The sequence below is a fragment of the Clostridia bacterium genome, assembly GCA_017410375.1.
Classification (GTDB): Bacteria; Bacillota; Clostridia; order RGIG6154; family RGIG6154; genus RGIG6154.
In genome coordinates this window covers 27,524-40,632 of the sequence record JAFQQW010000016.1, presented here as the reverse complement: position 1 = coordinate 40,632, position 13,109 = coordinate 27,524, and the positions used below count along the sequence as shown (strand labels likewise).

Below are 13,109 nucleotides of genomic sequence, written 5' to 3'. Positions count from 1 at the left end.
CGCCTGGCTTTTTTGTTGTTAGATCTTTTCCTTAACTTTAGCAGCCTTACCAACTCTATCTCTTAAGTAGTAGAGTTTTGCTCTTCTAACTTTACCTTTTCTCACAATTTCAATCTTGTCGATATTAGGAGAATTTACAGGGAATACTTTTTCTACGCCAACGCCGTAAGAAATTCTTCTTACTGTAAATGTTTCGGAGATACCGCCATGCTTCTTAGCAATAATAGTACCTTCAAAAATCTGGATTCTTTCCCTGGAACCTTCTTTAACCTTAATGTGCACTTTAACGGTATCACCGATAACGAGCTTGGGCAAATCAGTTCTGATCTGATCTTTAACAATTGCTTCCAATTTGTTCATTGTCATTTCCTCCTCTCTTGTAAGATGTTCATGGGCGGTTTTGGCACTTCCCCCAGAGGACCATCCTTTTAACTATGCTATTATAACACAGATTATTTAAAAATGCAAGTCTTTTTTTGAATTATTTTGAAAATTTCGAAATAATTTCTGCAACAGACAAAAAAGTAAGAATTTCATCTATAACAGAATCTTCGGATTGCGATATTTTATATGGATACAGGCTGTTTTTATCACTCTCGGATGAAATCCACATTACAGGATTAGAAAGTGTATTTACGGCATCAAAAGTTACGTCGCTTAAAACAATGGCTTTTTCGCATTTTGAAAGTTCTGTTTGAAGCTTATTAAAATCACTATAAACCTTGAAAACATCCTGTACAGCAAAGCCTTTTTTTTGCAGCTTCTGATATAATTTCCGTTTTTCTTTAAAAACAGTATCACTGTTTATGTCGGCAGAAAATCCGAAAAGTTTAAATTTGTAATCCTTACTGATACCATTTCGTACTGCATAAGGAAGATGGGATGTGTTGTAAAAAATATCAGGGCGGGCTGATTCTGTCAAAATCAGAGACTGCTCTTTTCGCCAAGCATCGATATCCTTTTGATTTCCATTGCGTAAAACTTCAGGAACATTTCTGCCCATCCAAACCGCAGGACGTGTGTACTGAGGGTATTCTAACAGTTGATTATAATGGGACTCACCTGTAAAACCAGCTTCTTCGGATAACACGCCCGGAACAAGGCGGGAAACTGCATCACAAACAACCATAGCACCTAATTCTCCACCGGTTAAAACATAATCGCCGATTGAAAGCTCAAAATCAGATATTTCATCTATAACTCTTTGGTCAACGCCTTCATAGTGACCGCATAGCAGAACAATGTGTTCGTGCTTTACCATCTCTTTCGCGACCTCCTGATTAAAAACCTTGCCGCGCGGAGAAAGATAGACGGTTAAAGGCTTGGGCTTGTTTTTAACAACCGATTGGTATGCATCATAAATGGGCTGTGCCTGCATAAGCATACCGCATCCCCCGCCGTATGGATAGTCATCCACTTTGTTATGGATATCCGTTGTAAAATCCCGGATATTTACATAGTTAAAAGAGAGCAGTTTTTTTTGAACCGCTCTCCCTAAAATGCTTGTTTCTAATACACCAGGAAAAATCTCGGGAAAAAGTGTTAAAATATCAAAGTGTATCATAAATCTAACAATCCTTCCGGAATTTTTACTTGAATTTTTTTTGCATCAACGTCAACAGACACAAGATTCTCTTTTGCAGCCGGAAAATACAAAGGTTTCATTCCTTTGCGTTTGATTTCGTATAAATCAACGCCACCATTATTGATTACATCAGCCAAAACACCAATTTCAACATCGTTCTCAAAAACAGTGCAACCGATTAAATCAACGATATAGTACACGCCTTCCGGCAACGGACCTAAATCCTCACGATTGGCGGTGATGATTTTGTTACGCATTTTTTCAGCTTGATCCACAAAATCAATTCCACTGAGCTTTAATAAAACGGATTGCTTGTGATAGGATACGTTTTCAATTATGAATTGACTTTCATCAACAAAAACGCGTTCTATCTCTTCGAATTTTTCCGGATAGTCTGTCCAGGGCTGCACTTTTAATGTGCCGCGCAACCCGTGTACGTTAATGATTTTTCCTACTTCGATTTTGCTCATAAGATGTCAACAACAACTTTCTTGTCACCGGGTGTAGATGCTGCTTTGATAACGGTACGAATCGCTTGTGCAATTTTACCTTTTCTGCCGATGACCTTGCCCATATCCTCTTTTGCAACAGATAACTGCAGAACGGTAAGACGCTCTTTTTCCACAACAGTAACTGTTACCTCGTCAGGGTTGTCAACTAAGGTTTTGGCGATTTCTGTAAGGAGTTCTTTCATGTTGTTCGCTCCTTATTTTGTAATGTTTGCTTTCTTAAGCAATGCTTTAACAGTATCAGTCGGCTGTGCACCGTTACCCAACCATTTCTGAGCCTTTTCAGCATCAATGTTAACGGTTGCGGGGTCTGTCAAAGGATTGTAGGTACCGATTTCTTCAATAAATCTGCCATCTCTGGGGTATCTAGAATCTGCAACAACCACTCTGTAGAAAGGTGCCTTCTTAGAACCCATTCTTCTTAATCTCATTTTTACTGCCATTTTAGTTTCCTCCTAAATATAAATAAAATATTAATTATTTCCCGTTAAAACGGAAATTTTAAACCTTTTAATTTTTTCATTTGTTTGGGATTTGAGAACTGCTTAATCATTTTTTGCATTTGTTCAAATTGTTTGAGCAAGGCATTAACCTGCGAAACACTTGTTCCGGAGCCTGCAGCAATACGTTTTCTGCGACTGAAATCAATGATGTCAGGGCGTTCGCGCTCACGCATGGTCATGGATTTAATAATCGCTTCGGTGCGAGCCATTTGCTTTTCGTCCACCGTAACGCCTTTCATCGCTGCTTTATTCATTCCCGGAAGCATACCAAGCAACTGATCAAGCGGACCCATATTTTTCATTTGTTCCATCTGATTTAAAAAATCGTTTAAATCAAATGTATTTTGTCTAAGTTTTTTCTCCAGTTCCTCAGCCTGTTTTTGATCAAAAGCACTTTGTGCTTTATCAATCAAGGTAAGCACATCGCCCATTCCTAAAATTCTGGAAGCCATCCGGTCGGGATAAAACAATTCAATATCGTCAAGTTTTTCTCCCATGCAAGCAAAAACAATCGGTTTCCCTACAACTGCCTTGATGGAAAGTGCGGCACCGCCACGAGTATCACCGTCAAGCTTTGTCAGAATCGCACCGGTAATGCCGATTTGTTCATCAAATTCCTTTGCTACATTTACGGCATCCTGCCCGGTCATCGAATCAAGAGTAAGCAATAATTCATCAGGGTTAGAAAAAAGCTTGATTTCTTTAAGCTCATTCATTAACTCTTCATCAATATGAAGGCGTCCTGCGGTATCTAAAATGATAAGGTCATTCTGGTTTTGTGCTGCATATTCCAATGCGCCTTTTACAACAGCAAGAGGTTTGGCGTCCGGTAAAGTATAGACATCCGCCTCAACCTGTGCACTAACAACCTGTAATTGCTTGATTGCGGCAGGTCTGTAAATATCACAGGCAACGAGTAAAGGTTTCTTGCCCTGCTTTTTAAAATATTTTGCAATTTTTGCACAAGTTGTGGTTTTGCCGGCACCCTGCAATCCCATCAGCATATAAATTGTAGGGGCTTTAGATGCAATCTGCGGTTTATAAACATCAGAGCCCATAAGTTTTGTAAGCTCTTCGTTTACTATTTTTATAACCTGTTGTCCGGGTGTTAAGCTTTCAAGCACCTGACTCCCGACGGCTTTTTCAGAAACATTGTTTATAAATTCTTTTACAACTTTAAAGTTAACATCGGCTTCCAGTAAAGCACGGCGAACCAGTCGCATCGCTTCTTTTACATCTGCTTCGGATACTTTACCTTTGCCACGCAATTTTTTAAATACTTCCCCGAGTTTCTCGGACAGATTTTCAAAAGCCATGTTTCCTCCTATTTTATATAAGACTGTTTATTTGCTCAGCCAGTTCCGACATTTTCTTCTTTTCTGTATCGGAAATTGTCGAATCATTTAATAACGAAATAATTTTTTGAACCAATTCTCCTAATTGATTGTTTTTTGACTGGATGTGCAAAGCATCTTCGTATTTGTAAAGAAGCTTTTCGGATTTTTTCAACGCATCCCTGACACCTTGTTTCGTAATCCCCAGATCCTCTGCAATTTCTGTCAAAGTAAGGTTCTGATTGTAGTATAAATCACAAATCATTTTCTGCATATCGGTTAACAAAGCACCGTAATACTCATATAAAAGAGACAACTCTAAAAAAGCATCCAATACACTTCACTCCAAATAATATAGCTGTAAAGCGTTTTGCTTTACAGCTAATTATACAACAAAGTTTTAGTTTTGTCAATACTTTTTAATAATTTATTTTTCTAGGTCAGAAATAGCCTGTTCTAAAGTCTGCATTGATTTCCCGAATGCGGTCCAGTCCCCTTCAGAAGCACTTTTTTCAACCGCATGATATGCGTCTGCAACGGCTTGAATTTTTTCGTCTTTTGTGGAAACATCATTTTCATCGGGTGTAGTTGGTTCGGTATCGGTTGATGCAGGATTCTGTTCTTTTTGAGTAGAAGAACTGCCAAAAAGAGTAAGCAGTGCATCTTCCAGAGAATCGGACATAACAATGTTTTCACCGAAGCCGACAATTACTCTTTGTAACAAGGGTAAGGATTCTTCGTTGTTTGATGTAATATATACCGGCTCTACATAAAGTATCGTATCGTTTACAGGAATAACCAGAAGATTACCACGGATTACATTGGAGCCGCCTGAATTCCACAAAGTCATTTCCTTTGATATCCCCGGATCATTATCAATCATATTTTCTATCTGCATAGGACCGTAAACGGTTTTGTTTTTCGGGAACTTATACGCAACAAGTTTTCCATAATTCTCCCCTTCATTTCCGACAGCAATCCATGAAACCATGTTTGCTCGCTTAGAAATCGTAAACGGCAACATCAGAACAAGCTCGGTTGTATCACGGTTAAATTCATCCAGCTTCATCACACTGTAATATGGCTCAATAGGTTGTGTGTTCTGTTCATATTTTTCGTTAGCAACCGCATACAAATCACTCTTGTTGTAGAAAACACCGGGATTGGTAACATGATACTGGGTATATATATTACATTGTGTTTTAAAAAGTGATTCGGGATATTTTGTTTTCTGTTTTAAAGAATCCGGCATATCGTGTTTTTCAAACAGAGACGGATAAATCTTACGGTAAGTCCGGACAATCGGGTCGGAAGAATCGATTACATAGAATTTGACATCGCCGGAATATGCATCTACTACAACTTTAAATGCATTTCGGATATAATTGTATCCGTCGGTGTACTGTGAGTAAGGCAATGCATCTGAGGTTGTGTAACCGTCGATAACCCATTTTAATGTGCCGTCATCATCAATTGCAATTGTCGGATCGTTGTCATACTTGAAAAAAGGAGCTACTTTTTTTACACGTTGTAGCACATTGCGGTTTGTGAGCAGTCGGCTTTCATTTGAAATCTGACCGGCGATAAGCATACGCAGGTCTCCGGTTTTAAAGGCAAACAAAAGACGGTTTAAAAAAGTCATTTGTATGCCTGCGTTACCATCGTAATTAAATTCCGCATCGGTTGTGCCTTCGGAATAATCCAACTCCGGAATGTCCGTGTTGACAATTACATCGTCATTCGTCAATTCTCCAAAGTAAATGCGTGGCTGTGTAATTTCCGGTGCTCCTGTAGCGGATTCCGGCACTAAATTCTCAATCAGATATTTGGGTTGACCTTTTGGTGTTACACTATCCATTTCAGCCATTGCCAGACCAAAACCATGCGTGTATCTGAATTTCTCATTCAGATAGTTTTTGGAGGATTCCTCGAGGTTGTCTTTGTAAATTTCACGGACACCGATTGCGACCGCTTTCCTTTTGCCGTTTATATCATAGTATCCGACATTCATATCGTTGAACTTGTAATATCCACGAATGCCCTGAAGCTGGTTTGTTGCGGTAATTGTTGCAGGGAAATCGATAATCCGGATGTTTTTTATGGTCTCGTTTTCCATGTTGAACTGTGAGGCGTCAGCTGTATCCAAAACAGGATATTCATACTCTTCTACATGGTCTATTCCGTAACCAAAACGTGTGAAGTGAATATTGTGCTCGATGTATTTCTTCTCTGCCGTTACTTCATTAGGGGAAACATAAACCATTTGAACCACCCACGCAACAACGCCTACAAGCAACAGTACAGCGAAGTAAGAGCAACAAACCGCGATTGCTTTTATATATCTCTTCTTTACTAAAAAGTATAATGCAACAAATGCCGAAAATATAATTAACAGCGGTGCAAAACGGTAGAAGTTAAACCAAAGATTTATATCCACAAATCCGCCGCCTGTAAGTTGCATAAACCGTCCTGTTAGAATTTCCTGTGCATCAAACCAGACAGATGCTGCCAAAAAAGCAAGAAGAACAAACAACTGGATTGCGATATGAAGCAGGATATTTTTTTCGTGGAATAAATCAGAAATATCACGCTCACCCATTTTGATGTACAACAGAATATAACTTATAAGGCTGTATATTTCAACTAAAACCAACACAGAAAAAACACTATCGACTAACGCGTTCCAAAAGGGACGTTGAAAAATATAAAAACTCAGTTCTAAGCCTAAAATCGGGTCTTTTAAATTGAAATCGGTTGAATTCTGGTACGCGAGGAACTTCTCGTGTAACGAAGCAGACATATATTGCGAAACAAAAAAAGAAATCGCGAGTTGAATTAAAATCAGCAGAATCTTATGCTCGAAAATGGAATGGATGACACCTGCACGGTTTAAATTTTTCTTGATAAAGCCGGTGTTTACAGCAACAAGACCAAAGCATAACACAAAAAACGCTGACGAGAATAATATTTGCGTAAGCAGACGCTTAAAAAATATTCCGACAAATTGTGAACCAATCTCCTGAATCTCAAGATATTCCGAATAAATAGAAAAACCGATAAAGAGAAAAAACAGTAAAACAAAAGCTGAAATCGCAAATATGGCTTTTCGAATCTTTCTCCGCGTCAAATGTGCAGAATAAATTTCTTTTTCTTTCATATAAGCTCCTTTATATTATTCAAACAATATTTTCGAAAAATCATCCGCATCAAAGGGTTGTAAGTCGTCCATCTGCTCCCCTACACCGACAAATTTAACCGGTAATGACTGCTCGTGGGAAAGGCCGATGATTACGCCACCTTTCGCAGTACCGTCCAGTTTTGTCAGAATTAAGCCCGTAAGACCAACTGATTCATCAAATGTTTTGGTTTGAAGTAAGGCATTCTGACCGGTTGTAGCATCCAGAACCAAAAGAACTTCTTTTGAAGCGTTTGGCAGTTCGCGGTCAATAATTCGCATAATTTTTTTGAGCTCATCCATGAGGTTTTTCTTATTGTGAAGTCTTCCGGCTGTATCACATATGATGAGATTAGAGTGTCTTGTTTTTGCAGCATTGATTGCATCGAAAATAACTGCGCCGGGGTCTGCTCCTTCCGCATGCTTTATGATATCAACGCCTGCGCGCTCGGACCAAATCTGAAGCTGTTCTGCTGCAGCTGCACGAAATGTATCTCCGGCAGCTAACAACACCTTTTTTCCTTGCTCTTTGTAGTAGTGTGCCATTTTTCCGATACTTGTTGTTTTTCCGACGCCGTTTACACCGACAACAATGATTATGGAAGGTGTTGTGTCGAGTTTCATCGAAGTATCATTTTGCTTTAAGATTTCGCTTAAGGTTTCAATCAGAAGATTTTTAACAGCTTCAGCATCTTTGATGTTTGCATGCTTCACCTTGTCACGCAAGGTGTCGAGGACATCCTCAACCGTTTCAACGCCTACATCAGCCATAATCAATGTTTCTTCAAGTTCATCAAAAAGGTCTTCGTCTACTTTTACAAAGGATGCAAAAACGTCATTGATTTTTTCAGAGAAGTCGTTTTTGGTTTTTTCTAATCCTTTTTTTAATTTATCAAAAAAGCCCATTATATCCTCCTGTTATTTTTTTAAAATTTTCTGTTCAATTTCATCAATATTGAGCTGTAACAGCTTAGAGATACCTTTCTCCTGCATGGTAACACCGTAAAGACGATCCGCTTCTTCCATTGTGCCCCTTCTGTGCGTAATAATAGCAATCTGGGAATTTTGACTGATATTGCGCAAATAAGAAGCAAATCTCGCAACGTTTACATCGTCAAGTGCCGCTTCAATTTCGTCCAGAATACAGAGTGGTGAGGGTCTGACTTCCAAAAGTGCAAAAAGTAAAGATATCGCAATAATTGCCTTTTCTCCACCGGAGAACAATGTCATATTCTGCAGCTTCTTACCGGGCGGCTGTGCAACAATTTCAACACCTGATGTTAAAATGTTTTCAGGGTCGGATAAAACGAGTTCGGCTGTACCCCCGCTGAACAGATGACTGAATACACGTTTAAAAGCCGCGTTAATGATTTCAAGCTGTTCGCGGAACTGTTTTGTCATCAGCACTTCCATATCATCAATCAGCTTGGACAATGTTTCTTTCGCATCTTCCATATCTTTGCGTTGGATGGACAAAAATTCATAACGCTCTTTCAGTTCTGCAAATTCTTCAATTGCAGACAGATTAATATTGCCAAGTGACTTGATTTTGTTTTTTAAGCCGTTAACAAGCTTTTGTGCCTCGGGGATATCCTCAATAACCTTACGCAAGGGTTGTGCCGAAATGTATGTCAGTTCATAGTCTTCCCACATGCGGTTGGTTATACTGTCGAATTCTGCCTGCTGACGCGTTTCTTTGTTTTCAATACGCACCTGTTCCTGAGAAAGTGCAACAGTATTTTCGTTTGCATCTTTTAAGGCGTTAAGATTGTTGGCGATATCCGTTTCTATTGATTCTTTCTCAGCTCTGAGTCTCTGGATATCCTGTTCAATTGAAGAAAGCTCGGTATTTTTTTGTGTGATTTCAGATTCGAAAGATTCAATTTTTTTAAGGAAAGAACCGCCTTCGTTGTCGGTGGATGAAAGCTCCATATTTTTCAAATTAATTTGATTTTGGTGTTCATCTATTTCAGCTTGCAGTCTGTTCTTTTCGTTTTCAAACCCACGGATGTCATTATCAATGTTGGCAATTTCAATCTGAACACCCGCAATTTTACTGTTAAGAGAAGCGGTTTCGGAAAGGTCGTTGCTATTCTTTTCCTGTAAAGTTCTTAATTCTGTCTGCATTTCAGCAACAAGCTTTTCGCACTCTTTTGCTTTTTCTTTTTTTGATTCAGCATCTGCTTTAATAGCATCAAAAGAAAGTAAAAGCTTTTTCTTTTCGTTTTCAAGTTCCCGCAGTTCATTTTCGTGTCCAGAAAGAACCGTTTTGTAGTGTTCAAAATTATAGTTCAGTTTAAACAGCTCGTTTTGACAAAGGCGTACATCATTTTCGGCATCATCTAAGAGTTTTTTGGATGCAGAACACTGTTCTTCAAGTTTTACAACTATATCTTCGCAGTTTGCAATTTTTCTTTCAAGAGCAACAGCTGAATTTTTAAGCTCATCAATCTGATTTTTACGAGTGAGAAAACCGCTGTTCTTGCTTAAGTGACCACCGGTAATGGCACCACCCGGAGTTAAAATTTCACCTTCAAGTGTTACAAGACGGTATCGTTGTCCTTCTTTTTTTGAAAAAGAAATTGCCTGATCCAGTGTTTCAAAAACAAGTGTGCGACCCAAAAGTTCCGAAACAACACCGTCGTATCGGGGATCGTTGTTAACAAGATTAGATGCAATGTCGACAAATCCATAGTTTCCCTTGAATTTTTTTGCATCAAAAGCATTCCCCTTTACCGCGGAAACGGGCAAAAAGGTCGCTCTGCCACCCTTTACAGATTTAAGGAACTGAATAGCGCGTTTCGCATCCTCTTCGTTCCGGGTGATGATGTTTTGTGCTGCATTTCCGATTGCAACTTCAATTGCGGTAGTATATTCTACCGGTACCTGAATCACAGACGATACGGTGCCATATAATGTTACATTTGGCAAACGACCGGTTTTGGAAGCCTGGATCACAGTTTTCACACTATAAGCATAGCCATCCATAGCGTTTTCCAGATCGGAGAGCATTTTTTGTCTGGAAACAGTTTGTTCAAGATTGTTTTTGAATTGCTGTAATTCATCCAGCGCTGTTTTGTGTTTGTTTTGCGTTGTTGCGTAATCTTCAACAGCTTTTTCGCTTTTCTTCTGTAAATCCGCAAGCTTAGCTTGCAGTAAATCACCGTTTTTCTTTTCTGTACTTAGTCGCCGGTCTGCAATTTCAATGTCTTCCTTTGCAATCTGAATATCCTCTTCAACTGACAACAGACGATTTTTGTTTGATTCAATCAATGTGTTTGCTGAAGATACATCCGCTTTTAGCTCCGCAGAAAGATTCAGATTTTCCAGAATGGACGTGTTAAGTTCTTCAATACGTCTGACATCTTCAGTGCTGTTTGTACTGAGGCTTAATATTTTATTTTGCAGCTCGGTAAGAAATTTTGTATGCTTATCTTTTTCAGAAAAAGCCTGTTCCTGTGCTTCATCCAATTCAAGTATGGATTTGGATGCTTTTCCACACTTTTCGGTAAGGGTTCTGATTTCGGCACGAATTCTGTTTATGTTTTCAACATTGAATGCTTTGCTGTTATTGAGTATATCGATTTTATTTTCAAGGGAAGAAATATCGTTTTTTATCTGATACGTTTTTTCAATCGCAGAATCCAGCTTTTCCTGCTGTTTTCTGGAAGAATCAGTCAAAATTACGTTTTGCTTTTCGAATTCTGCAATACTTTCTCTCGCTTTTTCCAGGTCACGTTGATTGGTCTCTAAATTTTCATGCGTTTTGGAAAGCTTTACTTTTAAATCGTCCAGTAAATAAAGAGAAAGGCTGATTTCGTTCTCTTTCAGTTCATCACGCAATTTCAAATATTCTTTTGCTTTTGCAGATTCGCGTTCTAATGGGTCTAATCTTCCTTCAATTTCGCCGATAATATCCAGCAAACGAATTAAATTCTCGCCTGTTTGCTGCATTTTGCGTTCAGATTCTTGTTTTCTGTAACGGAATTTTGAGATACCTGCCGCCTCTTCAAAAATAAGACGTCTGTCTTCCGGCTTTGCAGAGATAATTTCATCTATTTTGCCCTGACCAACCATGGAATAACCATCTTTGCCCATACCGGTATCCATCATCAGTTCGTGAATGTCTCGCAGACGGCAGGAGGTTTTGTTTAAATAATATTCACTTTCACCGGATCTGAAATAACGTCTTGTAATCAAAACTTCATCAAAATCAATTTTAAAATGTCTGTCGGCGTTGTCAAAGCAAACAGAAACCTCTGCAAAGCCCATAGGCTTACGTTCCTGCGTACCTGCAAATATTACATCCTCCATTTTGCCGCCTCTAAGACTTTTAGCACTTTGCTCACCCAATACCCAACGAATAGCATCAGAAACATTGCTTTTACCGCTTCCGTTCGGACCAACAATACCGGTAATGCCGGGGTGCAGTTCTATTTTAATCTTATCAGGAAAGGATTTAAATCCCTGTACTTCCAAATATTTTAAAAACATAGTATACCTCTGTTTATTTTTCTAAAGCATGTTGTGCAGCACGCTGTTCTGCTGCCTTTTTTGTTATGCCGGTCCCCTCTCCTTTGCATTTTCCATCCAGAAAAACACGAGAACGGAACATGTTGACGTCATCATCCGTAAATGGGATTGTATCATATGAAACTTTGCTTTGCTTAAATGTTTCCTGCAACGTGGATTTGTAATCGGAAATGCCGCATTTTAAATATGTGTCTTGCGGAATGATTCGATTGATAAGTTCTTTTGCGGTTTCAAAGTCACTATCCTTATAAACGGCAGCAATAGTCGCTTCCACAACGTCTGAAATAATTGAATTTTTTTCTCTGCCACGGCTTTTTTCTTCACCGACACCTAACAACAGAACATCCGGAATCCCTAATGAACGGGCAATTTCGGATAAAGAATCTTCACATACAATGCCGGCGCGCGTTTTGCTCAAAAAGCCCTCATCTTTATTTTGATACATGGTATAAAGATTTTCGGCTACGACAAAGCCAAGAATGGAATCGCCCAAGAACTCAAGCCGTTCAAAGGACTTGGTGCCATGCTCATTTGCATAAGATGTATGTGTAAGTGCTTCGGTTAAAAGTGCTTTGTTTTTGAATTTATATCCGATTTTGTTTTCAAAATCTGTCAAATTAATCAAATAAATCTCTCCTATTAAAACAGCAATGAGTGTGCCTTGAACACAAGACACACTCTATTGGAATCAGATGTGGTTGTTGACGTAATTCACAACATCTCCGACTGTGGTTAAGTTTTCTGCTTCCTCTTCCGGAATAACGATCTGATATTCCTCTTCAAGTGCAAGAATCAGTTCAACCAAGTCCAGTGAATCAATATTTAAATCTTCGATAAAAGTTGATTCGAGTGTGATGGTAGATTCTTCAATCCCCAATTGTTCAGCAAGTGAGCTTTTGATTTTTTCAAAAACCATGTTTATTCCTCCTAATAATTATAATATAATTTCTTTACCTTTAACAATGTAGCTGACACCCGAAATAAAGGTTAAAGCTACACTGATATAGTATAAGATTTGCGGTATGTACCACTGTGTTAAAAGACCCGGCATCAGAAGAATTAAAGCTATCATTTGTGTAACGGTTTTTAACTTTCCGAGTTTGTCAGCCGGAATAACAACATTTTTAGCCGCCGCCGACATGCGAAGTCCGGACACAACAAACTCACGAAAAATAATGATTAAAACAGACCAGGCAGGAATTGTTCCAAGTTCAACGAGACAAACACATGCCGAAACCACAAGAATCTTATCCGCAATGGGGTCTGCAAATTTCCCGAAGTCGGTCACAAGATTATATTTTCTTGCAATATGACCGTCCAGAGAGTCTGTAATGGATGCGATAACAAACAAAACTGTTGCAATCCATGTGTTAAACGGAATGGCATCAATCAGTAAAACTGCCACAAAAAAAGGAACAATCAGTATACGCAGCAGTGTTAATTTATTTGGTAAATTCATCAGTTGTTCTC

13 protein-coding genes are annotated in these 13,109 nt (G+C 38.9%); all 13 read right to left on the bottom strand.

Translation table 11 applies throughout. The annotated features are described in order from the left end of the window. Nucleotides 1–18: 18 nt before the first annotated feature. The 13 genes from rplS to pgsA all read right to left on the bottom strand — a co-directional run bounded on the left by rplS (nt 19) and on the right by pgsA (nt 13,098). On the bottom strand, nt 19–360 hold the full coding sequence (rplS, locus tag IJE10_02215; GenBank protein ID MBQ2966923.1) for a 50S ribosomal protein L19: 342 nt from the start codon (nt 358–360) through the stop codon (nt 19–21). A gap of 121 nt (nt 361–481) precedes the next feature. Then, on the bottom strand, nt 482–1,561 hold the full coding sequence (gene trmD, locus IJE10_02210) for a tRNA (guanosine(37)-N1)-methyltransferase TrmD (protein MBQ2966922.1): 1,080 nt from the start codon (nt 1,559–1,561) through the stop codon (nt 482–484). After that, nucleotides 1,561–2,055 carry a 16S rRNA processing protein RimM gene (rimM, locus tag IJE10_02205; GenBank protein ID MBQ2966921.1) on the bottom strand — a complete coding sequence of 165 codons (495 nt, stop codon included), beginning with the start codon at nt 2,053–2,055 and terminating at the stop codon, nt 1,561–1,563. The genes trmD and rimM overlap by 1 nt, the downstream gene beginning before the upstream one ends. Further along, nucleotides 2,052–2,279 (bottom strand): KH domain-containing protein, encoded by a 228-nt coding sequence (locus IJE10_02200; GenBank protein MBQ2966920.1) that lies wholly within the window; start codon nt 2,277–2,279, stop codon nt 2,052–2,054. The genes rimM and IJE10_02200 overlap by 4 nt, the downstream gene beginning before the upstream one ends. 12 nt (nt 2,280–2,291) lie before the next feature. Beyond that, nucleotides 2,292–2,537, bottom strand: a complete 246-nt coding sequence (gene rpsP, locus IJE10_02195; GenBank protein MBQ2966919.1) for a 30S ribosomal protein S16 — start codon at nt 2,535–2,537, stop codon at nt 2,292–2,294. A 44-nt stretch (nt 2,538–2,581) separates the two neighbouring features. Beyond that, entirely contained in the window at nt 2,582–3,913 is a 1,332-nt protein-coding gene (ffh, locus tag IJE10_02190) for a signal recognition particle protein (GenBank protein ID MBQ2966918.1), read from the bottom strand. Nucleotides 3,914–3,926: 13 nt separating this feature from the next. After that, nucleotides 3,927–4,265 (bottom strand): hypothetical protein, encoded by a 339-nt coding sequence (locus IJE10_02185; GenBank protein ID MBQ2966917.1) that lies wholly within the window; start codon nt 4,263–4,265, stop codon nt 3,927–3,929. A gap of 93 nt (nt 4,266–4,358) precedes the next feature. Further along, entirely contained in the window at nt 4,359–7,088 is a 2,730-nt protein-coding gene (locus IJE10_02180) for a UPF0182 family protein (GenBank protein MBQ2966916.1), read from the bottom strand. A 15-nt stretch (nt 7,089–7,103) separates the two neighbouring features. After that, nucleotides 7,104–8,012: a signal recognition particle-docking protein FtsY gene (gene ftsY / locus IJE10_02175; GenBank protein MBQ2966915.1), complete on the bottom strand. Its 909-nt coding sequence runs from the start codon at nt 8,010–8,012 to the stop codon at nt 7,104–7,106. Nucleotides 8,013–8,024: 12 nt separating this feature from the next. Continuing rightward, complete coding sequence (smc, locus tag IJE10_02170) at nt 8,025–11,600, bottom strand: chromosome segregation protein SMC (protein ID MBQ2966914.1); 3,576 nt, start codon at nt 11,598–11,600, stop codon at nt 8,025–8,027. Nucleotides 11,601–11,613: 13 nt separating this feature from the next. Further along, complete coding sequence (gene rnc, locus IJE10_02165; GenBank protein ID MBQ2966913.1) at nt 11,614–12,264, bottom strand: ribonuclease III; 651 nt, start codon at nt 12,262–12,264, stop codon at nt 11,614–11,616. A 63-nt stretch (nt 12,265–12,327) separates the two neighbouring features. Beyond that, a complete protein-coding gene (acpP, locus tag IJE10_02160) occupies nt 12,328–12,555 on the bottom strand; it encodes an acyl carrier protein (GenBank protein ID MBQ2966912.1) in 228 nt (75 codons plus the stop codon). 18 nt (nt 12,556–12,573) lie between these two features. Beyond that, nucleotides 12,574–13,098: a CDP-diacylglycerol--glycerol-3-phosphate 3-phosphatidyltransferase gene (pgsA, locus tag IJE10_02155; protein ID MBQ2966911.1), complete on the bottom strand. Its 525-nt coding sequence runs from the start codon at nt 13,096–13,098 to the stop codon at nt 12,574–12,576. Between the last annotated feature and the right edge of the window lie 11 nt (nt 13,099–13,109).

Excerpts from the sequence above, each read along its gene's own strand:
- rplS (MBQ2966923.1), bottom strand. The coding sequence starts at position 360 with ATGAACAAATTGGAAGCAATTGTTAAAGATCAGATCAGAACTGATTTG.
- rimM (MBQ2966921.1), bottom strand. The coding sequence starts at position 2,055 with ATGAGCAAAATCGAAGTAGGAAAAATCATTAACGTACACGGGTTGCGC.
- IJE10_02200 (MBQ2966920.1), bottom strand. The coding sequence starts at position 2,279 with ATGAAAGAACTCCTTACAGAAATCGCCAAAACCTTAGTTGACAACCCT.
- rpsP (MBQ2966919.1), bottom strand. The coding sequence starts at position 2,537 with ATGGCAGTAAAAATGAGATTAAGAAGAATGGGTTCTAAGAAGGCACCT.
- ffh (MBQ2966918.1), bottom strand. The coding sequence starts at position 3,913 with ATGGCTTTTGAAAATCTGTCCGAGAAACTCGGGGAAGTATTTAAAAAA.
- IJE10_02180 (MBQ2966916.1), bottom strand. The coding sequence starts at position 7,088 with ATGAAAGAAAAAGAAATTTATTCTGCACATTTGACGCGGAGAAAGATT.
- ftsY (MBQ2966915.1), bottom strand. The coding sequence starts at position 8,012 with ATGGGCTTTTTTGATAAATTAAAAAAAGGATTAGAAAAAACCAAAAAC.
- smc (MBQ2966914.1), bottom strand. The coding sequence starts at position 11,600 with ATGTTTTTAAAATATTTGGAAGTACAGGGATTTAAATCCTTTCCTGAT.
- acpP (MBQ2966912.1), bottom strand. The coding sequence starts at position 12,555 with ATGGTTTTTGAAAAAATCAAAAGCTCACTTGCTGAACAATTGGGGATT.
- pgsA (MBQ2966911.1), bottom strand. The coding sequence starts at position 13,098 with ATGAATTTACCAAATAAATTAACACTGCTGCGTATACTGATTGTTCCT.